This window comes from Providencia alcalifaciens (assembly GCF_020271745.1).
GTDB lineage: Bacteria > Pseudomonadota > Gammaproteobacteria > Enterobacterales > Enterobacteriaceae > Providencia > Providencia alcalifaciens_B.
In genome coordinates this window covers 1,583,782-1,609,254 of sequence record NZ_CP084296.1, presented here as the reverse complement: position 1 = coordinate 1,609,254, position 25,473 = coordinate 1,583,782, and the positions used below count along the sequence as shown (strand labels likewise).

Here is a 25,473-nt window from a genome sequence, read left to right as displayed (position 1 = left end):
AGTCTTTAATTCGATGGTGGTAATATGAAATTTATTGTTTATTCTCTTATATCTTTATTCACGCTCATTAATACCGCTTATGCTGGTGTTATTATTGGTGGAACTCGCGTTATTTATTCTGAGGGAAATAAAGATGTGAATATTTCTGTTGAAAATCCAGATAAAATTCCATACTTAATACAATCTTGGATAGATGATATTGATGAAAAAAAACAGTCTGATTTCGCTATCACACCACCATTGTTTAGATTAAACCCTGAGAAAACTAATGCACTGCGGATTTTTTTAACTGAAAATAAACTTCCTCAAGATAGAGAATCACTATTTTGGCTAAATATAAAGACTATTCCGGCAACTGAGCGCACAGAAAATTCATTACAAATTGCGTTTAAAACCCAGATGAAGCTAATTTATCGCCCTTCAGCTTTTAAAAATGTTAATTTTGAAGAAGAGCAAAAAAAATTAACCTGGTCAAAATCGGGGGAAATACTTTCTGTTAAAAATCCAACACCTTATTACATGAACTTTCAAAGCATTACTTTTAATGGAAAAAAAATTAACGATGTTTCCTACGCTGCACCACTGACAATAACAACATTTAAAATTAATGACATGGCAACTAGCGGTACAGTTAAATGGGAAGTTATTAATGACTATGGTGCTGCAGAAAAACCCTCTGAAATAAAAATATAGAAATATAATTGTAGGTCACATTTCAATGAAATTAAATAAAATATGCTTTGGCCTATTTTTATATCTAGGCTATACAGTTTCACTGTATGCGGAAGATAATACCGACAATAACGTGTATTTCGATCCTGATTTTTTAGAACTGCCGAATAAAGATGCGGTTGATTTAACTCAATTTGAAAATAATGAACAATTAGCAGGTAGTTACTATGTAGATATTTATGTTAACTCTAACCTAATTGGCGCAAAAAAATTAAAATTTGATAAAAATAATGATAACAAATTAATACCATGCTTATCTCTAGCTGATTTAACAGATTTCGGTGTAAAAACTGCTAAATACCCTGAGCTACAAAGTACAGGTATTGGCTGTGTGAATTTAGCCGCAATACCGGATGCCAAAAGTGATTTTGAATTTGACTCACAGCGGCTGTATTTAAGCATCCCTCAAATTGCTTTAGACAAAAACCCTCGCGGTTATGTCAATTTAGAGAATATTGATAATGGAATTAATGCATTAATACTAAATTACAGCTACAGCGGTGCCAAAAATTATGACCGCAAAAAAGGGAATGCCGATACCACTTCAAATTATGTGAATTTAAGACCTGGCTTAAATATCGGGGCTTGGCGTCTGCGCAACTATACCACTTGGTCAAGTAATGATGGTCAATCCAATAAATGGAATACAGTATACACCTACGCTTCTCGTGGTATTAATAGCATTAAAAGCCAGCTAATACTTGGAGATAGCGTATCGCCATCGATGGTTTTTGATAGCGTGCCATTTCGAGGTGCTCAGTTAGCCACTGATGATGATATGTATCCTGAAAGTTTACGCGGCTATGCTCCCGTTGTTCGTGGGATAGCACGTAGTAACGCCCAAATTACAATTCGCCAGAATGGCTACACCATTTACCAAACTGAAGTGGCAGCAGGCCCTTTTGAAATCAGCGATCTGTACCCTACTGGGGGCAGTGGCGATCTTCACGTTACTATCAAAGAATCGAATGGTAGTGAACAATATCAAATTGTTCCGTTCGCGTCTTTACCTGTGCTGCAACGTGAAGGTTATCTGTCTTATAGTGTAACAGGTGGGCAATATCGCTCTTATGATAGCCACGTAGATAAAACTCACTTTGGTCAATTCACGTTAATTTATGGACTTCCTTATGGGATAACAGCATATGGAGGAAGCCAGATCAGTGAAAAGTATCAATCTTATTCTATAGGTGCAGGGAAAAACCTTGGGCAATTTGGTGCGCTATCCGTCGACGTTACCCATGCCAGCTCCACGTTTGTCGATGATACGAAGGAACAAGGGCAATCTTATCGATTCCGTTATAACAAAAACTTGAATGATATCGGGACTAATATTGCACTCGCTGGCTATCGTTATTCTACCAAGGGCTTTTATAGTTTATCGGAAATTTTTGATACCTTCCGAGATACGCACTATACCCCAATAATTGAACGACGCCGTAACCGCGGTGAAATTACCCTTAGCCAAAATCTAGGCGAAAATAACGGTTCAATATCGATAGGGTATGTCAATGAAGACTATTGGAATAGTGATAAAAAAACCCAATCGGCAACGCTAGGATACAGCAACAGCTGGCAAGGTATCAGTTATGGAATTAATTATACCTATAACCGTGATACCAACACGTATGCCTATAATGGAAATAGCCAAGGTCAAAATAAAGATGACCATCAGTTGGCACTCAACATCAGTATTCCTATTAACCTGTTTGATAGTACTTTTAACTACAACCTGAATACGAATAGCAGCAGTCATGGTCCAAATTCTGGAAACATGGGGCTATCTGCGAGTCAATTGGATAATCGTCTTAACTGGAGCATTCAACAAGGCTATACCACCCGAGGACAAGGTTCATCTGGGAATATAAATGCTTCATACAAAGGTCAATACGGTGAGGTTTCTGGAGGAAGTAGCTACAGCAAAGATAATTACAACCTTTATTATGGTGCTAATGGTAGCTTCGTCGCTCACTCTGATGGAATTGTATTGGGGCAACAATTAGGGGAAACCGCGGCCATCGTTGATATTCCAGAAGCGGGGGATGTACCGATTCTTAACCAGGCGGGAGTTTTGACCAACAATCAAGGCTATGCGTTAGTACCTTATGTCACAGCATACCGTAAAAATGTGATTGATATTGATACTTCTTCATTGCCTGATAATACCGAAATGGAGTTAACCAGCCAAACGGTCGCACCAAGCCGCGGTGCACTCGTTAAAGCCAGTTTTGCCGCTAATGTGGGTTATCGTGCCATGATGAAACTGAAATTTACTGATGGAAAACCCATACCATTTGGTGCTCAAGCCATATTTAAAGATAACAGCCAATTAAATGGTATGGTCGGAAATGACGGTGAAATTTATTTATCCGGTTTAGCTGAAAGTGGCAGTTTTATTATCCAATATAACGATAAACAACAGTGTCAGGTTAATTATAATTTGGCTGGTGTCCCCAATTATTTGGGATTATATAAAATAGCTGCGGTTTGCCTGTAAGTGGTAGCTAAAATGAAAAAACAGATAATACAATTACCCCCGAAAGGGGGAATTCAACAACTACTGTTAATATTCGTTATGAATAGGAAAAAATAATGAAAAATTTAATACTCCCTTTATTCTTAGTGAATAGCCTATTCATCAGCTTAGATGCTTTTTCTGCCAGCACCGTGACGCTTAATTTTATAGGAAATATTAAAGCGGCTACCTGTAATATCTCTGGGGGTAATAATATTGATATTGATTTAAAAAATATGCCTGCGGACCTTTTTAATCTGCCCCAAAGCGGGTCAGACTGGAAAATATTTAATATCAATATGAATAACTGCTCTTCCTATGTGAATGAGCTAGTCCTCACATTCAGTGGAACTTCCGATACCAATAATATAAATAATTTATATAAAAATATGGGCACAGCCAAAAATATCGCAGTACAGCTTGAAAGTGGTGATGGAGCATCACCACTAGGAAATCAAAAAGTCTTACGGGTACCATTAGCTGGAAAAAATAGTCTCAGCATTCCTTTAAGAACCCGAGCATATAGTGCAATCGGTAATGCCAGCGCAGGTACCGTGTCTGCCAATATTACGGCCACCATTACTTATTTATAAGGATGAGGATAATGAAAAAAATTGCGCTCTCATTATTGCTTTTAGCTTTCCCTCTCACTGTATTGGCACAAGTCGCCAATATCCATGTACATGGTTACATCACTGCTCGACCATGTGAACTAGAAAAAGCTAACTACATGGTCGACCTAAAAAAAGTCAATGTATGGAACATTCGGGATACGCAGGTATCTCCTTGGGTAAATTTCACGATTAAATTAAAAAATTGCCCTGTTGATATCAAAGAAGCAGTTATGGTAATCAACGGAACTCCAGATAATGTCGCGACTAATTACTTTATTAATAATGGCAGCGCAAAAAATGTGGCGTTAAATTTAGCCTATGGTACAAACAAAATAACAGTAAAAAATGGTGGACAAGTTACCGCTTCAGTCAACACCCAAACTCGCACAGTTGAAATTCCTTTATCGGCCAGAATGGCAGGGTATGGATCAGGAATGACTGGGGGATCTTTTAAAAGCCATCTTGATTTTACATTTATTTACCATTAGATATTTTTTAATAATCATCTTAATTCAATCGTCTGGTTTAGATATTTTCATTTTGTTACACAAAGGCAAGGTTGATTAATTGAAATTTTTATTTTGAATCTCCATATAAAATAAATAACTTTAATTGAGGTGATTTAAGTCAAGATATCAAGGCAAATACCTGATAAATATATCTTTGAGGTAATGGTATTCATTTGTCTTTTGTTAATTTAATTAACAATTACAAATAGTAGAAAGAGGTTAACAATGAAAAATAGCTATCCGGTCTCAGCAGTTATTGGATATAAAATAAAAAAATTACGTAAAGAAAAAGGTCATTCCCTACTTGTAGTAGCTAAAACCATTGGAATTAGTGAGCAGCAACAACTGCGCTATGAGCATGGAAAAAATAGAATATCAATTGACCGACTAAAACAATATGCTATTTATTTCAATATTAATATTAATGACTTCTTTTTATTTAATGAGCACGAAAAGGAAAAAATCAAAAAGGAACTTAAAAGATCTTTAAATATATAGTATTTCTACTTAATTGCTATTGGTCATTATGATGAAAAAAAACACATCTAAAATTGTCGGTGCCCGTATTCGCACACTAAGGAAAGATCGCAATATGAGCATCCAACAACTGAGTAAGTTGTTGGGTATTAGTCAACAACATCAGTCTCGCCATGAATTAGGCGAAATGAGAATTCATGTTGATACACTTTACTCTATTTCACAGATATTAGATTTTGATATTCAAGAAATAATGAGTGATTTTGCTGAGCCTCATGATTTTTCATTTACTAATGATAAAAAAGATAAGGATAATTTATTAAAAGCAGAATTACTTTTATCACCAGAGCAAAATTATTCTTTATATAAATAACTGGCTAGATATTGGTAGGGAATGTGCTTCCAATATCTACACCTACGTTTCTACTTGTTATTCTTAATCACCTTAATTAGGAGCAAACATGCAATTTAATTTAAGAAAAGCTTCTTTTTCTATGTGTCTCTTAGTCTATTCTGGATTTTCCTTTGCTGCATGTATTCAAAATCCTAGATTGAAAAACGTTACCGTTGATGTACCGACAAGAACATATACCGTTCAATATGATGATGCTTCATCTAAAGAACTTGGCCGATTTGTTGTCACATTTGCCAATGGTGATATTAAAACCTATTCAGGGAAAAATGGGGAATGCGGGCAAGCTCGTCTCTATGCCAGCTATATTAATGGCTGGGTACCTAACGCTAATAAGGTTGCGGCAACTAACATTTCCGGTATTAGTGTCCAAATAATAGCCACCGAAATAGGCAGCATTAACGTCTACAGTCTCTATCCTGTTCAAGGGCGCTTGCCTTGGACAATTGTCACGCCTCAATGGACAATGATTATCAGAAAAACAGGGACAGTAACTCAATCCAATAGCTTAAAAGCTGGTAATGTGGCTCGATTAATCCAAAATAATCCAAATCACGCTAACTGGAATATATCTACACTCAATATTCCAGCGAATGCCATTAAAATTAATGTTGCCCAGTGCTCCACAAAATCTAATAACTACACGATTCCCCTAGGTGATCGATACGATACTCAATTTAAAAATATTGGAGATGTGAGCCCAAGTGTAAGTATCCCTATCACACTAAGCTGTGCTGCGGGCACAAATATTAAAACAACGGTAACGAGCAGCGCAGGTTATGTAGATACGGCAACTGGAAAGATTAAGCTCTCTGGAACAGGTGCGGCTACTGGTATTGGCATACAATTACTTGATAGAAATAATTCACCGATACGACTTAATACTAAAAATAGCTTACAAAATAATGTCGCTAGTGGTGATTATATTTTCAATTGGAAAGCCCGCTATGTAAAAATAGCCGACAAAGTTACGCCAGGTACTGCTAACTCTACTGCCACCGTTAATATTCGCTATGAATAATTGAATTAGATCAACCTGCTATTGAATTCACTTTAATAGCAGAAATTAATATTCATACATTCACTGTTTCTTTAAGTGTCAAAATACACCGATTTAGTGACAGACACATACCATTATCTTTTTTAGTGTAAAAACTCCTTACACACACTTATTTTGACTATTAATTTAAGAATAATCAGGTTTACTCTCTTTTTTTGATGGTACGCATTTGATGTTACTTAAAAAAATCCATCCTTATTCCAAACTTTAAATTTAAATAATCTCCATATGAGAGATGACTTACAGTTTAAAATTGTAGAATAATTATTTCTAGCTTTATATCGTTATTTCACTTTATAACCTCATCACCTAAAACAACAAAAAACAAAACTTTAAAACATTTAATCTTTAAACTAACGCATATTGAGTTAAATTAATAATTAATCACTTTAAATTTATAATCTTATTATATTTAGCTAAATTCCCCCCACCTTGTTTATTTATAAAAATAGTCACAAAATACTCTCGGTTTGTGTAAGCATACAAATCAATATATTTCCCAAATAATATCTAATATCGAATTTAGGTTCGGAGAGTAAAAATGAAAAAACAGGTTATTGCATCTTTAATTGCAACTAGCACCTTATTAATTTCTGCCAATAGTTTTTCAAAAGATGGCGATATTAATTTCACCGGTGAAATTACAGATAACGCTTGCCAATTAGCAACAGGCTCAGATGCTATTCAAGTTAACTTAGGCAAAGTATCTAAAACATCATTACCAAGTACAGGCAGCACTGCCGCTGCAACTAAATTTTCCATTCAATTAGCAAACTGTCCGGCTGCAGTGACTACTGCTACCGTAAAATTTGATGGCGTCTCTTATGATGGTGACAGTAATGTTCTGCAATTAACCAATGCAGGTACATCTGGTATTGCTAAAGGCGTTGGTATCCAGATTCAAGATATTAAAGGGCTCACCGTTCCTTTATATACAGCATCCAGCCAATATGCGCTTAAAGAAACGGTTGTAAATAATTTAGATTTTACCGCACGTTATATTGCTATGTCTGATGCTGTTAGTTCTGGTTTAGCAAATTCAACAGCAACATTCACAATTAATTATAACTAGTTCTGAAAGAAGGTTTATATGGATATAGGCCTTAATGATTTGCTTTTTATTTTGTTATAACTCAGTGGTGGCTATATGAAATCAATAACCGTTTTTTTTATCTTTTTTTTCATACTTCTCAATACTGCTAATGCGGGTGTCATTATTGGTGGTACACGCGTAATTTATCCTGAAGGAAAAAAAGACGTGAGTATTAGTGTGGAAAATCCAGATAATATTCCTTATCTAATTCAGTCATGGATTGAAAATGCCAATGAAGGCAAGCAAACGGACTTTACTATTACGCCACCACTTTTTCGTTTAAACCAAGAAAAAACCAATACTCTACGTGTTTTTTTAACTCAAAATACACTACCTAAAGATAGAGAGTCTTTATTTTGGTTAAATATAAAAACAATTCCAGCTACAGAAAAAAAATCTGAAAACTCATTAAAAATTGCATTTAAAACACAGATGAAATTAATTTATCGACCTGAATCATTAGCCAATGTTGATTTTAATGAGGAACAGAAAAAGCTTAAATGGTCGAAAAATAGTGAATCAATTACTGTCAAAAATCCAACACCTTATTATATGAATTTTCAAACCATTCAGTTCAATGGCAAGAGCGCAGAGAATATTTCTTATGTTGCTCCATTTTCTGAAAAAACATTTAATATTAATCGTTCTGAATCACATGGCACCATTACATGGGAAGTGATTAATGATTATGGCTCAGCTAATAATCTAGCGGAAATAAAAATATAGCCTTAATGGTAATTAGGTTTATCTATGAAAATAAATAACATATGCCTTAGCCTATTTATTGCTTTAGGCTATATTGCAACGAGCTCAGCTGAGCCAGAAACCTATTTTGATCCGGAGTTCCTTGAGCTCCCCAATAAAGAATCAGTGAACTTAGAACAATTTGAACGTAATGAGCAACTACCAGGGCAATACTATGTCGATATTTATATTAATAAGAGCTTAATTGGCTCAAAAAACATACGCTTTTTTACCAATAAAAATAATGAACTCGAGCCTTGTTTAACGCTATCAGATCTAAAAGATGTGGGTGTTAAAGTTAGAGAATACCCTGAGTTACAAATAGCGGGTAACCAATGCATTAATTTATCTACAATTCCTGATGCAAAAAGCGAGTTTGAATTTGGCTCTCAGCGCCTCTATTTAAGCATTCCGCAGATTGCGTTAAACATGAATCCACGTGGCTATGTGGATCTGGCAGCGATCGATGATGGTGTGAATGCTCTATTACTTAATTACAGTTATAACGGCTCACGCAATACCGATCGCAAAAACGATAAAAATAGTAGTAATTCTAACTATGTCAATCTGCGCCCGGGTTTAAATATTGGGCCATGGCGTCTGCGTAACTACACCACGTGGCAAAGTAACGACAGGCAGCGTAATAAATGGGATACGGTATATACCTATTTAAGCCGTAATATCAATGCAATAAAAAGCCAGCTGATACTTGGGGACAGTACTTCACCCTCAAATATTTTTGACAGTGTGCCATTTCGTGGGGTCCAGCTTGCCACGGATGATGATATGAACCCTGAAAGCTTGCGCGGATATGCCCCCGTGGTACGCGGTATCGCCCGCAGTAATGCGCAGATCACTATTCGTCAAAACGGTTACACCATTTACCAAACGGATGTAGCAGCAGGCCCATTTGAAATTAATGATCTCTACCCTACTGGGGGGAGCGGAGACTTACACGTTACGATAAAAGAAGCCAACGGCAGTGAACAGTATCAAATTATCCCCTTTGCTTCTTTACCTGTATTGCAGCGTGAAGGCTATCTGTCGTATAGCGTAACGGGTGGGCAATATCGTAGCTATGACAGTAACGTAGATAAAAAAACCTTTGCGCAATTTGCACTCACTTACGGGCTGCCTTGGGGAATAACTCTGTTTGGTGGTAGCCAAGTTAGTGATAAATATCAGGCTTATTCTATTGGCTCAGGGCAAAATTTAGGGCGTTTCGGAGCGCTATCAATTGATGTGACTCACGCAAGCTCTACGCTAAGCAACGGAGAAAAAGAAAGCGGACAATCCTACCGTTTTCGCTATAACAAAAACCTGAATGATATTGGTACAAATATCGCCCTTGCAGGCTATCGTTACTCCACAAAAGGTTTTTATAGCTTAGCGGAAGTCTTTGATGGTTATAGAAAAGAAACCTTTACTGCGCTATATGAGCGCCGCCGTAACCGCGGAGAAATTACCCTTAGCCAAAGTCTAGGCGAAGGCTGGGGCACCTTATCCGTTGGCTTTGTAAGTGAAGATTATTGGAATAGTGATCGTAAAACTCAGTCCACAACTATTGGCTATAACAATAGCTGGCACGATATTAGCTACGGGGTGAATTATAGCTATAACAAAAATACCAACCCAAATCGCTACGATGGACGTAATAAAGATAATGACCACCAATTTGCCTTTACCGTGAGCGTGCCATTCAGCGTGTTTGACAGCACCTTCTATTACAACCTCAACGGTACAAACAGTAGTAGTAATGGATCTTCGGGCAGCATGGGAATTTCGGCAACGCAATTGGATAACCGTTTGAATTGGAGTGCTCAGCAGAATTTTTCAACTCGAAACTCAGGGACTTCCGGTAATTTAAATGCCAGCTACCGTGGGCAGTACGGAGAAGTTTCAGGCGGTACGGGTTACAGCACTAATAATTACAATCTTTACTATGGTGCTAGCGGCAGTGTAGTCGCTCATTCAGGTGGCGTAGTACTTGGTCAACAGCTTGGTGAAACTGTTGCCTTGGTGGAAATTCCTGATGCAGCTAACGTGCCGATTTTGAACCAAACAGGTATTCAAACTAACGGGCAAGGCTATGCCTTAGTACCTTATATCACCGCTTATCGCAGTAACGGAATTCAAATTGATACCAGTAAGCTGCCAGATAATACCGAGATGGAGCTCACTACGCAAAATGTAGCACCAAGCCGTGGAGCGATTGTGAAAGCCAGCTTCAATGCCAATGTGGGGTATCGCGCCATTATGGTAATTACCTTTGCTGACGGTAAACCAGTTCCATTTGGTGCACAAGCCATCTTTAAAGATAACGGTCAATTAAATGGTTTAGTCGGTAATGATGGCGAATTATATTTATCCGGCTTAACTGAAAGCGGTCATTTTATTATTCAATATAACGATAAACAACAGTGTCAGGTTGATTATAATCTAACCGGTGTTTCGAATTATATGGGTTTATATAAAATTAAAACAATTTGCAGATAATATGGAACATCATAATGAATAAAACAGTATACAAATTAGCTTTATTATTAGGGTGTCTATTTTTTTATTCTTATACATCCTATGCAGAATGCCTTAAAGGTACTTATACTGCTAATCATAACATACGTGATAAGACTATTTATGTGCAGTATGACAATACACTTGCTAACAATTATGTTTTAGACAAACAATATATTGAAGCATTTACCAGTGATTATTATTTCTCAATGGAATATGAAAGTGACTGCGGTGGATATTTAGACCTTTACTATGTCAACAGTTGGACGGCTAACTCAAGTAAAATTGTTGCTACCAATATTCCAGGAGTGGGGGTCAGAATTAAATTTAATAACCCTAGCGTACCGGATTATATTCCTACAAAATCAGCGACAGTATCAACTTCTTGGCGTTTACCTGGTCCTGTAGGCTGGGAGGTTGAGGTATTAAAAACAGGGGTAATTGCCAACTCCGGTACGATTAGAAGTGGTCAAATTGCAAATTTGACACAATATAATACGAAAACAAATAATCGTTTTTTAGGCGCGACACTGAGTTTTGCCAGTAATTATCGTATTGCCGTAGTGAGTTGCTCGTTGAAGAATAACCAATCAACTTACAATATTAATATGAATGACTGGTATGATACACAGTTTCCTAATATAGGTTCTTTTAGTACACCTGTAAATATTCCGATCGCTTTAACGTGTGCAGCAGGTACAAATATTAAAGTTACCGTCACTTCAGATACCATCGATAATGCTGCAAATGGGCGATTAGGTTTAGTCGGTACAAATAGTGCTAAAGGTATTGCAATCCAATTATTAAATAATGCTGGAACACCTATTGTATTAAATCAGAAATTTACCCAACAAAATGGGGTTACCCAAACTGATTATATTTTCGGTTGGAAAGCCCGTTATATTAAAACCGCAAGCACAGTTACGCCGGGTACAGCCAATGCCAATGCGACGGTTAATATTCGTTATGAATAGAGGTTTAAAATGAAAAAAAACACATTGCTTTTTTTATTCCTAAGTGCGGCAGGGATACCTTTATTTGCCTATTCAACAAGTACCGTTAAATTGAATTTTACAGGTAATATTAAGGCTGCAACTTGCAGTTTATCCGCAGGAAATAATCAGAGTGTCGACCTCACTACAATTCCTTTAGATACTTTTTATAGTGGAACTAAAGCATCAACCTGGAAGCCTTTCACTATCGAATTAAAAAACTGCTCCTCATTTATTAATAGCGTGAAGCTAACTTTTTCAGGAAGCGCAGATAGCGCCGATGTCGCGAGTTTATATAAGAATAGCGGCACCGCCACCAATATTGCCATTCAGTTGCAAAACGGAGCAGGAACAACATCATTGGGCAATAACAAAGTACTAACTGTTCCCACTAATGGAAAAGCACTAGTGAGCATTCCTCTGCGCACACGGGCATATTCTTCTCTCGGGAATGGTACAGCGGGCACCTTATCAACCAATATTACAGCCACTATCACCTACTTATAAGAACTCTATAATGAAAAGAATATTAATCAGTCTACTTGGGCTGTTAGCCCTACCCACCATGGCAGAAAGTGTCAATATATACGTTCATGGCAATGTAGTGATTATGCCCTGCAAAATAGAGAATACCAGCTATAACGTGACGTTAGGTAAAATAAATCGCTGGAATTATCGCAACCCTGCGCAAAGCCCATGGGTGGATTTTTCTATCAAACTCATTGATTGCCCAGTATCAACTAAGAATGCCAAATTCAGTGTTAGCGGTACTCCTGATAGCACTAATAATAACTATTTTGTGAATACTGGCAGTTCTACGGGCAGCCTGCTTCATTTAGCACAAAAAAGCAATAAATCTACTCTAAAAAATGGCAGTACTGTAGATATTATTATTAACAGCGCTACAAAAAGTGCTGAAATTCCATTATCTGCAAGAATAGTTAGCCTTCAACCAATGTTTACATTAGGAGACTTTAAGAGCCATTTAGAATTCACATTAATATATCCATGAAGCGATGCTTGAATTAGGTAATGAAAAAAGGAGTTAATAATGGCTAAATATTATACCGTATCACGAATTATTGGCAGAAAAATTACCTATTATAGAAAAATGAGTGGTATGTCACTCTATGATATAGCCAGAATAATCAATGTCAGTGAACAACAACAATCTCGCTATGAACGTGGAATCAATCGTATTAATTTAGACCGCCTTAATCAGTATGCTGAAATATTCAATATTAATTTGATTAATTTTTTTAACATTAGTGAATGTGAATCTGAAAATATTAAAAAATACATTAATAGACCATCAGATAATGACAATAACGAAAAATAATATGTTTTTAAATTAAGAAATTATTTTTTTGAAATTTTTAATTATCATTATAAACATCTAGTTTCATATAAAGATTAGTGTTAACTTTATGAGCGTATTGAGATTATTAGATTTTAAATCATCTAATTAAGATTAATTTAATTTTAATTATCAATTTACGCACCAGAAGGCTCAATATGAATAAAGGCTATCCCATATCTACAATAGTCGGTAGTAAAATTATTTATTATCGAAAAATGAACGGAGTCACATTAAGGGACCTTGCTAACACTATAGGTGTTAGTGAACAACAACAGTCACGTTATGAAAGGGGGATAAATAGAATTAATTTAGAACGATTAGGACAATATGCAAATTATTTTAATATTGATATTCAAGCCTTATTAGACATCAATCATAAATAATTCTTTAATTATATTTTATATATTCAAGCATAACCTATAAGTAACTCTCATAATAAATATATCTAGGAGTTAAAGATATGGAGAAAATAATATCAAAATCTGTCGGTCTAAAAATAAGGGCGCTGAGAGATATTCATGGAATGAGTGGTAAAAAGCTCAGTGAGCTGATGGGGTTCAGCCAGCAGCACTTATCACGCTATGAAAACGGTGAAGTCAATATACATGTAGATACACTCTACCAATTCTCATTAATTTTCTCCGTAGACCCAATTTATTTTTTTACTGAGTTCAATAAGGCTAATGATAAGCAAACTAGACAAGACAGTAAGAAAAGTTATTATGCGGCCGAATCAATAATTTTCTAATTATCGATTACACACATTTTAGCCAATTTTATCATCGGTGCTTCAGGATTTAAGCACCGATTTATCATCTATTATGTGCTCCCACTTTTTGATTCCTCGAGTAACCATTGTTGGAAAATCGTCATCGCAGGCGTCATCGGTTTGGATTTTAATCGACTCAGCCAATAACCGCCGAGGGCCACGGAAATATCAAACGGCTGCACCAAATCCCCGGCTCTGAGTTCCTGCTCAAACATGCAACTTGGCGCAATGGCGACTCCTTCCATTAATAAAGCCGCTTCCACCATTAACCGGGAAGAATCAAAAACAGGTCCTTTCACACGCCACGGTTCCACATTCGCGGCTAAAAACCATTTTTCCCATTCATCTTTACGATAAGAGCGCATCAAAGGAAAATTTTTTAAATCAATAGGATGCTTAAGTTTATGAGCTACCTTTTCGGCACAAAGCACCGTATGTGGCGCAGAAAACAGCGGGGTATTTTCCACTAATGGCCAAAGCCCTTCCCCAAAACGGATCGCAAAATCAGCCCCTTCCCCGGCTAAGTTCACCACGTTATTGTGGGTCATAATACGCAAATCAATATAAGGATAAAGATCGGAAAAACGTGATAAACGCGGTAATAACCAGCCCACCGCAAAGGTACCCACCACAGAAACATTCAGGACTTCATGATAATGACCATCATCGAATTGCTGCAATAATGATTCGATTTGGTCGAAAGATCGGCTAACGACAGGCAATAATGCCAACCCTTCATCGGTCAGTGCCAGTCCTCTTGGCAAACGAATAAATAGCTCTAAGCCTAATTGTTCTTCCAGCGCACGAACTTGCTGGCTTACCGCTGCCTGAGTGACATTTAATTCCATACCCGCTCGAGTAAAGCTGAGGTGGCGTGCAGATGCCTCAAAGGCTCTGAGTGCATTGAGTGGTAAACGGTAGCGAGCGTTCTCAGCCATAAGATTTTCTTTTGCCTCATCGAATTTTATATCGTTTTAACTCATGCAAAAAAAGCCGCATACTCCAACACCAGAATCACTCTCCCTTTGGTATGTGACCTCTTTTTGCCAGTCACTCATCATAACTAAAACTTTTATTTAAATGGATATCTGTATGAAAAATCTTTTTCGTCGCGGACGGCTGCTTGTCGCCCTGAGTTTGGCATTTACCTCATTATCTAGCGCGGCATTAACGCAATCGGATGTGGACAGCATTATTAAACCGTTGATGAAACAGCAGCAAATTCCGGGGATGTCCGTTGCCATTTCAGTGGATGGAGAACATTTTATTTATCATTATGGTGTACAGTCCAAACAAACTCAGATGCCAATAAGCAACAATACGTTGTACGAAATTGGTTCTTTATCAAAGACTTTTACTGCGACACTTGCCACCTATGCTCAAGGACAAGGTAAGTTAGATTTTGCGCAAACTGTCAGCCATTATTTACCTGAATTAAAAAATAGCGCATTTGATAAAGTGACAGTGATGAATTTAGCCACTCACACTTCTGGCTTATCGTTGTTCGTGCCGGATGCAGTGACTAACCGCGCGGAGCTAATCCATTATTATCAGCAGTGGTCCCCTGTAAAACCTATCGGTGAGTACCGCTCTTACTCCAATCTTGGTGTGGGTTTATTAGGCATGATTACCGCTAAGCAACTTAATCAGTCATTCCCTGATGCGATGGAAAAGATGATGTTGCCGGCTTTGGGCATGAAACATACCTATTTACAGGTACCGCAAAATCAGCAAAAAAATTATGCTCAAGGGTATAACAAGCAGCATCAGCCCGTGCGTGTGACACCACAAATTTTAGATAACGAAGCGTATGGTTTGAAGTCTAATGCGAAGGATTTGATCCACTTTTTAGATATTAATATGCAATTAGCCGACGTGGCAAAACCGTGGCAAGAGGCGGTAGAAGATACGCATACAGGCATGTATATGACGGATTCTTTTGTGCAAGATTTGATGTGGGAAAGTTACCCGTGGCCAGTTTCACTCACTCAGTTACAACAAGGTAATCGTGATGATATGGCACTGAAACCGCAAAAAGTGGATGCCATTCAGCCACCAATGCCACCAGAATCCCGCGCACTGTATAACAAAACTGGCTCCACTGGCGGATTTGCTACCTACGCGGTCTTTATCCCCGAGGAAAAAATCGCCGTGGTGCTGCTCTCCAACCAATGGTACCCAATCCCCGAGCGCATCAACACCGCCTACCAGCTAATCGAAAAAGTGAAGCACTAGCCCTGCATCAAACTCGGTATATGCGGAATATGAATAAAATTTAATACTCAAAATAGTCATATGCCAAGCATCCTATGTTCTAAATAATTCACGTTGTGGCTAGGCGTCAAACGAGGTTATCTCGGGGAGCATACAAAAGTATGTGACCCGAGTGACCGAGAGCAGACAACAAAGCCACGGCGTGAAGTATGACGAACATTCAGATGACGCGGGAGAATTGGCGCTGCCTCATCTGACTTCTAAGATAAACATCAAAACACATACACACATTGCGGATCAACAAACGCCCGCGCGGCGTGACTTTTATCCCCGTTTCACTGACTTCCACCAGCCCATCTTCTGCCATTGGTTTGAGCAGTTCTAGGTCTTCTTTGAAATAGGTTTTGAAGTCAATTGGATAGAGCGATTCAATTTGCGCAAAGCTCAGTTGGAAGTTACAGATCAGCGTTTTGATTACGTCACGGCGTAGGCAGTCGTCATCAGTTAGCACCAAGCCACGCCATAGAGCATGGCCTTTTTCTTCTACTTGGGCGTAGTAGGTTTTTAAATCTTTCTGATTTTGGGCGTAGTTATCGCCGAGCATGCTGATCGCCGATACCCCTAATCCTAATAAATCACAATCCCCTTGGGTGGTATAACCTTGGAAATTACGATGTAAAATCCCTTCTCGCTGCGCTACTGCTAGTTCATCTTCTGGGCGAGCAAAGTGATCCATACCGATAAATTGATAGCCGCCGGATGTCAGTGTTGCGATAGTATCTTGCAGAATATCCAGTTTTTGCTCCGCCGTTGGCAGGTCTTCATCTTTGATTTTACGCTGCGCCGCAAATAAATTCGGCAAATGAGCGTAGTTGAAAACGCTTAAACGATCGGGTGCTAGCTCCGCCACTTTTTTCAACGTAAACGCGAAGCTTTCAGGGGTCTGTTTTGGTAAACCGTAAATCAGGTCGATACTGGTTGAAGTGAAGCCAGTCTCTTTGGCGCGTTTAATTAGCGCGAAAATAAACTCTTCATCTTGCTCGCGGTTAACCAGAACTTGCACTTCTTTATTAAAGTCTTGAACACCCATACTTAGGCGGTTAAAGCCTTCGCTGCGCAGGTGGTCAATCATGTCGAGTTCGATTTCACGTGGATCCACTTCGATGGACATCTCAGCATCCGGCGCAAAATGAAAATGTTTTTTCAGCAAGCCAACTAAATGACTCACTTGGGTCTTGTCTAGATACGTTGGTGTACCGCCGCCCCAGTGCATTTGAGTCACGGTACGGTTTTTAAGTAACTCAGCACGCTGGATAATTTCTTTTTCAATGACGTGTAAATACTCATCCGCTTTATGTTTTTGGCGAGTGACGAGCTTATTACAGCCGCAGAAATAGCACAGTTTGTGGCAAAACGGGATATGCACATACAGAGACAAAGGACGGTCAGGATAACGTTGGGTTGCCTCAACAAAAGCCTGTTCGTTGTAATCTTGATTGAACTCTAAGGCTGTTGGATAAGAGGTATAACGTGGACCTGAATAGTTATATTTCTGGATGAGAGAGAGATCCCAAACAATATTTTGCTCTGACATTGATATTCCTTAATTGACCACACGCTCGAAAGCATCGCTGTTAATTATATCTCTTTAGATTATTTTTTAGCTATTTATGTAAAGAGTCTATACCACAAAGATTATAGTGATGTTAGGAAAAACAGATCTGATGCAACATCAAAGAAAAGGAAGATAGGCGAGAAATTAAACGTCATTCCTCCCGCTTACTACGGGAGGAACGAATAGAGAGGCAATTATTTACTTTTTAAGATGCGCATTATGTCATCAAATTTCTCTTCTTCCTCTTCATCACCGTCTTCATCTGCATATTCGATACCGAGGATATTCATCAGTTCATCGATGCGATCTAAGCAGGTATCAACATATTGCTGCTCTTGCGCAGTGATGGTTTCGCCATCTTCCAGACGTGCCAAAATCGCATCTAAGCGATCGTTGCTTTCCAGCATTTCCAGTTCTTTTTCTGGCGTCAGTTTTTCTTTCACAACGGACTTCTCTTTCACGACAGGACGCGCAACTGGCTGGTTACTTTCAACCACCAATGGAATTGGTTTTTTGCTACCAATACGTGGGTCAGCCTGAACATTTTGCCCATTTTTTTGACCATTCGAAGAACCATCTTGGTTACGGCTACCAGACTTATGCCCGCGATGTTTTTTCTCGCGTTTACGCTCACGACCTTCTGCGTTGAGCTCTTCTTTCGTCTTACGGTATTTTTTCTTCAGTTTTGCGGTCGGTTTTTTCGGTGAATTCATGGTTTGCTACCTTGATAAAATCAGTTTCTGCGGCGGAATCTAGCAGGATCCCTTAAGCAGCGAAAGCACTACTTTGCAATTTAGGTGAATTTTATCTCACTTTGCATTCGCAACAGTACTTTAATGATTATACCTTAAATAATTTGAGTTGCATGCAAGCAACAAAAAGGGAAACTGGTTGAAGGGTCTTGCACTCAGAATAGAGATTTATGTTTTGAGCGATGTTCTAGGTAATTCAAGTTGCCTAAGCATTCCAATGCTCTCAATAGCTGTATCACCAGAGGGAAAAAATAGAGAGTCACCTTGAGCAATGCTCTAAATAGTTTGTGCTGTAGCAAGGCGGCAAGAGTTGCTAATCCCTAGGAGCATACATAAGTATGTGACTAGGGTTAGCAACCGAAGCCAACGCTGCTACAGTGCAAAATATGACGAGCATTCACGCTACAGCGCGAAGTATGACGAATATTAGGCGTCGATCCATATCATTTTGAGTAGGAACATCACCGCTACAAGGATCACACACAGACCCAGATCACGCCAGCGCCCTGTACCAATCTTCATCGCACAGTACGCGATAAAGCCTAGCGCAATACCTTCTGTAATCGAGAAGCTAAATGGCATCATGACCGCAGTAATAAATGCTGGAACGGATTCCGTTAAGTCATCCCATTTCACGCGCGTTAAGCTTGACGTCATCAGAACGCCAACATAAATCAGCGCCCCTGCGGTTGCATAAGCGGGAACCATCCCTGCCAGCGGAGAGATAAACATGGTCAGTAGGAATAACACACCCACAACAATCGCGGTTAAGCCCGTACGGCCACCTACAGATACCCCTGAAGAACTTTCGATATACGCCGTTACGGACGAGGTACCCATTGCGGAACCTGCTACCGAACTTAAGCTATCCACATACAACGCTTGCTTCATGCGAGGGAAAGTCCCGCGCTCGTTGGTAATACCCGCTTTATCTGTTACCCCAATCATGGTGCCCGAGGAGTCAAATAGGTTCACCAACATAAAAGCAAAGATAACACCAGAAAGGGCAAGATCCAGTGAACCCGTAAAGTCCACTTGCCCAACAACACTGGTAATGCTTGGTGGCATTGAGAAAATACCCGTATATTTCACATCACCCAGCGCTAAGCCAATCAGCGTCGTCACGGTAATAGAAACCAATACCGCGGCATGAATATTACGCGCCGCTAAAATAGCGATAATGAAAAAGCCTAATGCCCCTAACCACACATTATGGTGAGTTAGGTTACCAATCGACACTAAGGTATCTGGATTTGCGACGATAATACCGGAGTTTTTCAGTCCCATCATGGCGATAAACAGACCGATACCGCTGGTGATCCCCACGCGTAAACTCAAGGGAATATTGGCGATGATCCAGTAACGAATACGGAATAACGTCAGAATAAATAAGCCAACTGCGCCCCAGAATACCGCCCCCATAGCGACTTGCCATGAATAGCCCATCGCCCCAACGACCACAAAGGCAAAGAAGGCGTTTAGCCCCATCGCGGGTGCAACAGCGATAGGTAAGTTAGCCAGTAAGCCCATTAAAATACTGCCGATGGCTGCGATTAAACAGGTGGTCACGAATACCGCTTTGATATCCATGCCAGCGACGGACAAAATTTGTGGGTTAACGAAAACGATATATACCATCGTCAGGAAGGTGGTGAACCCTGCAACGACTTCTGTTCTTGCGGTGGTGCCGTGTTCTTGTAATTTAAACACACGCTGAAACAGACCCTGCGATTGCGAGGAGCCAGATGATTGATTAGTCATTAAAATGCGCCTTGTCGAAATGTCATGCCCTAGATTGCCAATGAATGCGTGGTGGGCACGAAAAAAAGTTTTTTTCGGCTCATGGTACAACTAAATGATGCAAAAGAAAACGATTGCGTCATTTTAAATAAGTCGCATTTCCTAACTGACTGATACTGTAAATGAATATCGAGGGAGACATGGCGGTTGTCACACCGCCATTGAGGGATTTAGCCACCTTTACGCTATTTGGTGCAATCAAGAAAGTGCAATTAGCTTTTGGCGTCGCCAAAACAGCCAACTGCGTTTTGCTGAACGACTGCGAACTGCACTTTTATCACTGAGCTTTTTAGCCACTCGATTGGCAATAATTTCTACTGACAGGCACATTACAAAGTAAATAAATGCCACAAACAGGAACACTTCCAACGGATAGATCATTTCACGGTTATTCACCTGTGTTGCTAAGAATGACAGCTCTGCCACCCCTACAATATACGCCAGAGAGGTGTCTTTAATTAACGCAACCCATTGGTTAATAAAGGAAGGCACCATCATACGTAATGCTTGAGGTAACACCACATTCCACAGCACTTGCCATCGATTAAACCCGAGAGATAATCCCGCGTTCCATTGTCCTTGACCGATAGCTAAAATCCCAGCTTTCACGCCGTGCGCTAAATAAGCTGAGGTGATCAACGCTAATGCACATACCACCGCCGTCACGCCCGGAATTTCCGTTCCGAAAACAATGGGTAATAAAAAGTAAGTCCAAAAAATCAACATAATGACGGGAATGGCACGGAAAAAACCTAAAACGGCGGCAAATAGATTCATCCAGAAACCTCGTAGCATCACCAGCGCAATACCGCCCAATGTGCCGAGGACAATAGAAGCAGCACCAGCTAATACACTCATAATGAGCGTTAGGGCTGCCCCTTCTAGGGGACCATCAGGATAAGCCCCAAATAGCAAATATTGCCAGTTATCTGTAATGACTGAAAAATCCATCTTATACCCCCTGAGCCAGCTGACGCTGTTGTCGCCACTGACCCCAACCTTCCATTACGGCGATGATTGCAATGTACAGCACCGTTGCTAAACCAAATGCAGCAAATGTTTGTAATGACTGACTATCCACTTGGCGTGATACATAAGAGAGTTCCGCCACCCCGATCGCCATGGTTAATGACGAGTTTTTGACGACATTCATGTATTGCCCTAATAGCGGCGGTAACGCGATTTTTACTGCTTGCGGTAAAATCACTAAGCGCATGGACTGCCATGACGTCAGTCCCAAAGCGAGAGCCGCTTGTTTCTGTCCTTGTCGCACTCCCCGGATACCTGAGCGCACTTCTTCCGCAATGAAAGGCACGGTGTATAGCGTTAAACCGATAAACCCGGCTAAAAATTCAAAGGATGGCCAGCTTAATGTCATTCCTAAAATTTCAATTTCATGAGGCGTATTCAGCCATTCCATCGCTGATTCAGGGAGAATTTCTCCCGAGGCGAAGTACCAGAAAAACAGCTGCACCAGTAGCGGTGTATTACGGAAGATTGAAATATAAACGGTCACAAACCAGCGTAGCGGCGCAATTTGGCTATCTCTTGCCGAGGCGGCAATAAAGCCTAATAGTGTGGCAGCGATGATCGTACAAATCGAGATCCAGACTGTGAGCAAAAAACCATAGCCAAACCACTCAAGGTATTGTGGTGCTAGTAGATGCGCAGACCAGAAATTGCCGCTGAAAAATTTGTCGAACATGTTTTGCCTCGCTATAACTGACAACCCCTGCAACATGGCAGGGGCGCTTACACCTTCTAAACTACATTAATAATTTATGCCTGAGGCTGTTGGCTCAATGGGGCAAATTTGAATTCACCACGTGGCTGCGCGGCTTTGGTATCAGGACCAAACCAACGGTTATAAATCTCGTTCGCTTTGCCTTCTTTCTCCAGTTTCAACAAGGTAGCATTCACGTTTTCAATTAAACGCGTTTCCCCTTTGCTCGCGCCTAACGCTTGGTACTCTTTAGTTAAGCTAAACGGTGAAATTTCAAAGTCTGCTTTTACTTTTTCTGGCAAGTTACCTAGCAAGCCCACCAGCTTCGCATCATCTTGGGTGATCGCTTGTACGTTACCGTTGCGCAGTGCTGCGAAAGCTTGCGGGGTATCGTCGTAAGAGATGACTTTAGTATTCGGGAAACGTTCGCGCAGTGTCACTTCCTGAACCGTACCTTTATCTGCACCAATACGCAGTGGAGCGATATCTTCAGGGGTTTTCAGTACGCCTTTACGCGCGATAAATTTTTGCCCTGTGGCAAAATCAGGAATGGAGAAATCTACCTGTTTTGCACGTTCATCCGTGATAGTGAAGTTGGCACCAATCAGGTCAACTTTGCCGGATGTTAGCAGTGGAATACGGTTAGCAGGGTTAGTTGGACGCAGCTCTAATTTCACACCAAGATCATCAGCAATCGCTTGGGCGATATCGATATCATAACCAGCGAGCTTTTTGGTTTTAGGATCAATGAATCCGAATGGGGGATTACTGTCAAAAACAGAAATGCGGATCACTCCCGCTTGTTTAATATCATCTAATTTATCTGCGCTAGCGACATTCGCTGTCAGCGCCAGACCTGCAACTAAAAGTGCGGAAGTAAGAAAACGTGCTTTCATTGAATGCCCCTAACGGTAAATTTGCGTAAATTGACCATCACAAGCTATCAACTATTTCTTAGCACTTGAAATAATATTAAATAATATATTTATACCAATTAGGAATATGTGTAGATGCAAAAAAAGGGGTGAAAATCCATCGGAGCGACCCCTAAAATGTTGCAGATTAAGACTCTTATCGAGCAAGAAGAAAATGAAGAAGATGAACACTGAGGTGCGAGCACCTCAGCAGTTTAACAATTACTCTTTATTACTGTCTTTCGAGCTAGTTAGCATTTTTTCAAGGCTATCCCCACCCACATGGCGGAAATCCTGCCCTTTAACATAGTAGAAAATAAATTCACAAATGTTCTGGCAACGGTCACCGATACGTTCAATGGAGCGAGCGCAGAACAGCGCAGTTAAGACGCTTGGAATAGTACGCGGGTCTTCCATCATGTACGTCATTAACTGGCGAACAATCCCTTCGTACTCTTGGTCTACCTTTTCGTCTTCACGATAAATACGAATAGCTTCTTCCAAGTCCATACGAGCAAAAGCATCCAGTACGTCATGTAGCATTTGTACCGTATGGTGACCTAATGACTCTAAACTCACCAATAATGGCTGGTGCTGCTGAGAGAATTTCTCCAGTGCGGTTTGGCAAATTTTATCCGCGACGTCACCGATTCTTTCCAGTTCAGCGATAGTTTTTGAGATTGCCATAATCAAACGTAAGTCGCTCGCTGTTGGCTGGCGCTTCGCAATGATTTTGACGCACTCTTCATCGATTGCCACTTCCATCATGTTGACTTTGTGGTCGTTGGCAATCACTTCTCGCGCTAGAGCTTCATCCTGATTATGCATCGCAGTGATAGCCTTGGTGAGCTGTTCTTCTACTAGCCCTCCCATGGTCATCAACTCAGTATGGATATGTTCCAGTTCAGCGTTGAACTGCCCTGATATATGTTTGTTGTGATTCAGCGTATCCATCGTCGGCTCCATATCAACCGTAGCGGCCAGTAATATAATCTTCAGTTTGTTTCATTTCTGGGGTGGTGAACATCTTGTCAGTGTTGTTAAATTCCACCAACTCACCCAAGTACATAAATGCCGTGTAATCAGAGCAGCGTGCTGCTTGTTGCATGTTATGGGTGACGATCACCACGGTATATTCTGATTTCAATTCGCTAATCAGCTCTTCAATACGCCCCGTTGAGATTGGGTCCAAAGCTGAACATGGCTCATCGAGTAACAGAACTTCTGGGCGAATGGCAATACCACGTGCAATACACAGACGCTGTTGCTGACCACCAGAGAGGCTGTAGCCGCTTTGGTGAAGTTTATCTTTGGTTTCATTCCACAGTGCCGCTTTTGTTAGCGCCCACTGCACACGCTCGTCCATTTCGACGCGGGACAGCTTTTCAAACAAACGCACACCGAACGCGATATTGTCGTAGATAGACATCGGGAATGGCGTTGGTTTTTGGAACACCATACCGACTTTCGCGCGTAATAACGCGATGTCTTGTTTATCAGTTAGGATGTTTTGACCATCCAGTAAAATTTCGCCTTCTGCGCGTTGCTCACCATACAGTTCGTACATTTTGTTGAAAGTACGCAGCAGTGTGGATTTACCACAACCTGATGGGCCGATAAACGCAGTCACTTTGTTCTTTTCAATGTCTAAAGAGATATTCTTCAGCGCGTGAAATTTTCCATAGTAGAAGTTAAGGTCACGAACTTTAATTTTACTGTTTGCAATATCGTTTGCATTAATCATGGCTACTTCTCTCTATCAATTCTTTTATTCGTCTGGGATTAGTGTTTTTTCTGTGCAAACACAACACGGGCAATGATATTGATTAACAGGACACATAAGGTGATTAGGAGAACCCCTGCCCATGCTAATTGCTGCCATTCAGAGAACGGACTCATTGCAAATTTGAAGATAGTCACGGGTAAGTTAGCAATTGGCTCATTCATGTCAGTACTCCAGAATTGGTTCGACAGTGACGTGAACAGCAGCGGTGCGGTTTCCCCCGCGATACGTGCAATAGCTAACAAAATACCGGTAATAATCCCAGATACAGATGCTTTTAACGTGATGGATAAAATCATTTTCCACTTTGGTGTGCCTAGTGCGTAAGCCGCTTCACGCAGGCTATCTGGCACTAATTTCAGCATATTCTCTGTGGTACGGATAACAATTGGGATTTGCAGTAATGCAAGTGCAATCACGCCAGCCCAACCCGAGAAATGCTGCATTTGAGCCACCACAATGGTGTAAACAAACAGACCAACCACAATTGAAGGCGCAGATAACAGAATGTCGTTAATAAAACGCGTCACCGAAGCTAACCACGATTTACGACCATATTCCGCTAAGTAGATGCCTGCTAAAATCCCTAATGGTGTCCCGATAACGGTCGCCCATAAGATTAGCAATCCACTTCCCACAATGGCATTCGCCAAACCACCACCTTCTGTATTTGGCGGCGGTGTCATTTCAGTAAACAGATTGAGGGACATGCCATCAATCCCTTTGGTTACCGTGGAGAATAAAATCCACACTAACCAGAACAGTCCAAATGCCATCGTCAACATCGAGACTAATAATGCCATTCTGTTGACTTGACGGCGCCAGGCTTGGCGGCGTGCGCGCTCTTTTTGATTCACTACAACAGGCTCAGAAATCGACAT

27 protein-coding genes are annotated in these 25,473 nt (G+C 40.1%); 17 read left to right on the top strand and 10 right to left on the bottom strand.

From position 1 onward, the window contains the following. Window positions 1-24: 24 nt before the first annotated feature. The 16 genes from LDO51_RS07430 (at window position 25) to LDO51_RS07355 (ending at window position 13,770) form a co-directional block, all read left to right on the top strand. Window positions 25-693: a fimbrial biogenesis chaperone gene (locus LDO51_RS07430; protein ID WP_225576934.1), complete on the top strand. Its 669-nt coding sequence runs from the start codon at window positions 25-27 to the stop codon at window positions 691-693. A 25-nt stretch (window positions 694-718) separates the two neighbouring features. After that, on the top strand, window positions 719-3,229 hold the full coding sequence (locus LDO51_RS07425; RefSeq protein WP_225576933.1) for a fimbria/pilus outer membrane usher protein: 2,511 nt from the start codon (window positions 719-721) through the stop codon (window positions 3,227-3,229). A 95-nt stretch (window positions 3,230-3,324) separates the two neighbouring features. Next, window positions 3,325-3,840, top strand: coding sequence for a fimbrial protein (locus tag LDO51_RS07420; RefSeq protein ID WP_225576932.1), 516 nt, complete (start codon window positions 3,325-3,327; stop codon window positions 3,838-3,840). Between the two features lie 11 nt (window positions 3,841-3,851). After that, complete coding sequence (locus LDO51_RS07415; RefSeq protein ID WP_423810964.1) at window positions 3,852-4,349, top strand: fimbrial protein; 498 nt, start codon at window positions 3,852-3,854, stop codon at window positions 4,347-4,349. A 246-nt stretch (window positions 4,350-4,595) separates the two neighbouring features. After that, a complete protein-coding gene (locus LDO51_RS07410) occupies window positions 4,596-4,868 on the top strand; it encodes a helix-turn-helix domain-containing protein (protein WP_225576930.1) in 273 nt (90 codons plus the stop codon). A gap of 94 nt (window positions 4,869-4,962) precedes the next feature. Next, complete coding sequence (locus LDO51_RS07405) at window positions 4,963-5,220, top strand: helix-turn-helix domain-containing protein (protein ID WP_263869890.1); 258 nt, start codon at window positions 4,963-4,965, stop codon at window positions 5,218-5,220. Window positions 5,221-5,308: 88 nt separating this feature from the next. Continuing rightward, window positions 5,309-6,280 carry a fimbrial protein gene (locus LDO51_RS07400; protein WP_225576928.1) on the top strand — a complete coding sequence of 324 codons (972 nt, stop codon included), beginning with the start codon at window positions 5,309-5,311 and terminating at the stop codon, window positions 6,278-6,280. A gap of 580 nt (window positions 6,281-6,860) precedes the next feature. Next, window positions 6,861-7,391 (top strand): fimbrial protein, encoded by a 531-nt coding sequence (locus LDO51_RS07395; RefSeq protein ID WP_225576927.1) that lies wholly within the window; start codon window positions 6,861-6,863, stop codon window positions 7,389-7,391. A 75-nt stretch (window positions 7,392-7,466) separates the two neighbouring features. Continuing rightward, on the top strand, window positions 7,467-8,138 hold the full coding sequence (locus LDO51_RS07390) for a fimbrial biogenesis chaperone (RefSeq protein ID WP_225576926.1): 672 nt from the start codon (window positions 7,467-7,469) through the stop codon (window positions 8,136-8,138). Window positions 8,139-8,162: 24 nt separating this feature from the next. Beyond that, window positions 8,163-10,652 (top strand): fimbria/pilus outer membrane usher protein, encoded by a 2,490-nt coding sequence (locus LDO51_RS07385; protein ID WP_225576925.1) that lies wholly within the window; start codon window positions 8,163-8,165, stop codon window positions 10,650-10,652. 14 nt (window positions 10,653-10,666) lie between these two features. Next, window positions 10,667-11,644 (top strand): fimbrial protein, encoded by a 978-nt coding sequence (locus tag LDO51_RS07380; protein WP_225576924.1) that lies wholly within the window; start codon window positions 10,667-10,669, stop codon window positions 11,642-11,644. A gap of 9 nt (window positions 11,645-11,653) precedes the next feature. After that, window positions 11,654-12,169 (top strand): fimbrial protein, encoded by a 516-nt coding sequence (locus LDO51_RS07375; RefSeq protein ID WP_225576923.1) that lies wholly within the window; start codon window positions 11,654-11,656, stop codon window positions 12,167-12,169. Window positions 12,170-12,179: 10 nt separating this feature from the next. Next, entirely contained in the window at window positions 12,180-12,674 is a 495-nt protein-coding gene (locus LDO51_RS07370; protein WP_225576922.1) for a fimbrial protein, read from the top strand. 39 nt (window positions 12,675-12,713) lie between these two features. Beyond that, window positions 12,714-13,001 (top strand): helix-turn-helix domain-containing protein, encoded by a 288-nt coding sequence (locus tag LDO51_RS07365; RefSeq protein WP_225576921.1) that lies wholly within the window; start codon window positions 12,714-12,716, stop codon window positions 12,999-13,001. 176 nt (window positions 13,002-13,177) lie between these two features. Further along, on the top strand, window positions 13,178-13,405 hold the full coding sequence (locus LDO51_RS07360) for a helix-turn-helix domain-containing protein (RefSeq protein ID WP_263869889.1): 228 nt from the start codon (window positions 13,178-13,180) through the stop codon (window positions 13,403-13,405). Window positions 13,406-13,482: 77 nt separating this feature from the next. Then, window positions 13,483-13,770, top strand: coding sequence for a helix-turn-helix domain-containing protein (locus tag LDO51_RS07355; protein ID WP_225576920.1), 288 nt, complete (start codon window positions 13,483-13,485; stop codon window positions 13,768-13,770). Between the two features lie 71 nt (window positions 13,771-13,841). Here LDO51_RS07355 and LDO51_RS07350 read toward each other — a convergent pair whose 3' ends face one another. After that, window positions 13,842-14,729, bottom strand: coding sequence for a LysR family transcriptional regulator (locus LDO51_RS07350; protein WP_225576919.1), 888 nt, complete (start codon window positions 14,727-14,729; stop codon window positions 13,842-13,844). A gap of 154 nt (window positions 14,730-14,883) precedes the next feature. Here LDO51_RS07350 and ampC point away from each other — a divergent pair, with 154 nt between their 5' ends. Continuing rightward, on the top strand, window positions 14,884-16,026 hold the full coding sequence (gene ampC, locus LDO51_RS07345) for a class C beta-lactamase (protein WP_225576918.1): 1,143 nt from the start codon (window positions 14,884-14,886) through the stop codon (window positions 16,024-16,026). 199 nt (window positions 16,027-16,225) lie between these two features. On the opposite strand, the gene hemN is transcribed toward ampC, so the two are convergent. The 9 genes from hemN to pstA all read right to left on the bottom strand — a co-directional run bounded on the left by hemN (window position 16,226) and on the right by pstA (window position 25,473). Then, window positions 16,226-17,599 carry an oxygen-independent coproporphyrinogen III oxidase gene (gene hemN / locus LDO51_RS07340; protein ID WP_225576917.1) on the bottom strand — a complete coding sequence of 458 codons (1,374 nt, stop codon included), beginning with the start codon at window positions 17,597-17,599 and terminating at the stop codon, window positions 16,226-16,228. 215 nt (window positions 17,600-17,814) lie between these two features. After that, complete coding sequence (gene yihI, locus LDO51_RS07335) at window positions 17,815-18,333, bottom strand: Der GTPase-activating protein YihI (protein ID WP_225576916.1); 519 nt, start codon at window positions 18,331-18,333, stop codon at window positions 17,815-17,817. A gap of 465 nt (window positions 18,334-18,798) precedes the next feature. Continuing rightward, the gene (locus tag LDO51_RS07330; RefSeq protein ID WP_225576915.1) at window positions 18,799-20,133 is read right to left on the bottom strand and encodes an NCS2 family permease; all 1,335 of its coding nucleotides are present in this window, start codon (window positions 20,131-20,133) and stop codon (window positions 18,799-18,801) included. A gap of 237 nt (window positions 20,134-20,370) precedes the next feature. Beyond that, window positions 20,371-21,123: an amino acid ABC transporter permease gene (locus tag LDO51_RS07325; protein ID WP_225576914.1), complete on the bottom strand. Its 753-nt coding sequence runs from the start codon at window positions 21,121-21,123 to the stop codon at window positions 20,371-20,373. Between the two features lies 1 nt (window position 21,124). After that, window positions 21,125-21,877, bottom strand: coding sequence for an amino acid ABC transporter permease (locus LDO51_RS07320; protein WP_225576913.1), 753 nt, complete (start codon window positions 21,875-21,877; stop codon window positions 21,125-21,127). A gap of 74 nt (window positions 21,878-21,951) precedes the next feature. Then, window positions 21,952-22,791, bottom strand: a complete 840-nt coding sequence (locus LDO51_RS07315) for an ABC transporter substrate-binding protein (protein ID WP_225576912.1) — start codon at window positions 22,789-22,791, stop codon at window positions 21,952-21,954. Window positions 22,792-23,031: 240 nt separating this feature from the next. Further along, entirely contained in the window at window positions 23,032-23,763 is a 732-nt protein-coding gene (phoU, locus tag LDO51_RS07310) for a phosphate signaling complex protein PhoU (RefSeq protein WP_225576911.1), read from the bottom strand. 13 nt (window positions 23,764-23,776) lie between these two features. Further along, complete coding sequence (pstB, locus tag LDO51_RS07305; RefSeq protein WP_036948470.1) at window positions 23,777-24,553, bottom strand: phosphate ABC transporter ATP-binding protein PstB; 777 nt, start codon at window positions 24,551-24,553, stop codon at window positions 23,777-23,779. Between the two features lie 38 nt (window positions 24,554-24,591). Beyond that, window positions 24,592-25,473, bottom strand: coding sequence for a phosphate ABC transporter permease PstA (pstA, locus tag LDO51_RS07300; RefSeq protein WP_036948467.1), 882 nt, complete (start codon window positions 25,471-25,473; stop codon window positions 24,592-24,594).

Coding starts and splice junctions, on each gene's coding strand:
- LDO51_RS07360 (WP_263869889.1), top strand. CDS start 13,178: ATGAATAAAGGCTATCCCATATCTACAATAGTCGGTAGTAAAATTATT.
- LDO51_RS07350 (WP_225576919.1), bottom strand. CDS start 14,729: ATGGCTGAGAACGCTCGCTACCGTTTACCACTCAATGCACTCAGAGCC.
- LDO51_RS07425 (WP_225576933.1), top strand. CDS start 719: ATGAAATTAAATAAAATATGCTTTGGCCTATTTTTATATCTAGGCTAT.
- LDO51_RS07375 (WP_225576923.1), top strand. CDS start 11,654: ATGAAAAAAAACACATTGCTTTTTTTATTCCTAAGTGCGGCAGGGATA.
- LDO51_RS07420 (WP_225576932.1), top strand. CDS start 3,325: ATGAAAAATTTAATACTCCCTTTATTCTTAGTGAATAGCCTATTCATC.
- yihI (WP_225576916.1), bottom strand. CDS start 18,333: ATGAATTCACCGAAAAAACCGACCGCAAAACTGAAGAAAAAATACCGT.
- LDO51_RS07325 (WP_225576914.1), bottom strand. CDS start 21,123: ATGGATTTTTCAGTCATTACAGATAACTGGCAATATTTGCTATTTGGG.
- LDO51_RS07355 (WP_225576920.1), top strand. CDS start 13,483: ATGGAGAAAATAATATCAAAATCTGTCGGTCTAAAAATAAGGGCGCTG.
- LDO51_RS07410 (WP_225576930.1), top strand. CDS start 4,596: ATGAAAAATAGCTATCCGGTCTCAGCAGTTATTGGATATAAAATAAAA.
- LDO51_RS07370 (WP_225576922.1), top strand. CDS start 12,180: ATGAAAAGAATATTAATCAGTCTACTTGGGCTGTTAGCCCTACCCACC.
- hemN (WP_225576917.1), bottom strand. CDS start 17,599: ATGTCAGAGCAAAATATTGTTTGGGATCTCTCTCTCATCCAGAAATAT.
- LDO51_RS07380 (WP_225576924.1), top strand. CDS start 10,667: ATGAATAAAACAGTATACAAATTAGCTTTATTATTAGGGTGTCTATTT.
- LDO51_RS07315 (WP_225576912.1), bottom strand. CDS start 22,791: ATGAAAGCACGTTTTCTTACTTCCGCACTTTTAGTTGCAGGTCTGGCG.
- ampC (WP_225576918.1), top strand. CDS start 14,884: ATGAAAAATCTTTTTCGTCGCGGACGGCTGCTTGTCGCCCTGAGTTTG.
- LDO51_RS07415 (WP_423810964.1), top strand. CDS start 3,852: ATGAAAAAAATTGCGCTCTCATTATTGCTTTTAGCTTTCCCTCTCACT.
- LDO51_RS07385 (WP_225576925.1), top strand. CDS start 8,163: ATGAAAATAAATAACATATGCCTTAGCCTATTTATTGCTTTAGGCTAT.
- LDO51_RS07320 (WP_225576913.1), bottom strand. CDS start 21,877: ATGTTCGACAAATTTTTCAGCGGCAATTTCTGGTCTGCGCATCTACTA.
- pstB (WP_036948470.1), bottom strand. CDS start 24,553: ATGATTAATGCAAACGATATTGCAAACAGTAAAATTAAAGTTCGTGAC.
- LDO51_RS07430 (WP_225576934.1), top strand. CDS start 25: ATGAAATTTATTGTTTATTCTCTTATATCTTTATTCACGCTCATTAAT.
- LDO51_RS07330 (WP_225576915.1), bottom strand. CDS start 20,133: ATGACTAATCAATCATCTGGCTCCTCGCAATCGCAGGGTCTGTTTCAG.
- pstA (WP_036948467.1), bottom strand. CDS start 25,473: ATGTCGATTTCTGAGCCTGTTGTAGTGAATCAAAAAGAGCGCGCACGC.
- phoU (WP_225576911.1), bottom strand. CDS start 23,763: ATGGATACGCTGAATCACAACAAACATATATCAGGGCAGTTCAACGCT.
- LDO51_RS07405 (WP_263869890.1), top strand. CDS start 4,963: ATGAGCATCCAACAACTGAGTAAGTTGTTGGGTATTAGTCAACAACAT.
- LDO51_RS07395 (WP_225576927.1), top strand. CDS start 6,861: ATGAAAAAACAGGTTATTGCATCTTTAATTGCAACTAGCACCTTATTA.
- LDO51_RS07390 (WP_225576926.1), top strand. CDS start 7,467: ATGAAATCAATAACCGTTTTTTTTATCTTTTTTTTCATACTTCTCAAT.
- LDO51_RS07365 (WP_225576921.1), top strand. CDS start 12,714: ATGGCTAAATATTATACCGTATCACGAATTATTGGCAGAAAAATTACC.
- LDO51_RS07400 (WP_225576928.1), top strand. CDS start 5,309: ATGCAATTTAATTTAAGAAAAGCTTCTTTTTCTATGTGTCTCTTAGTC.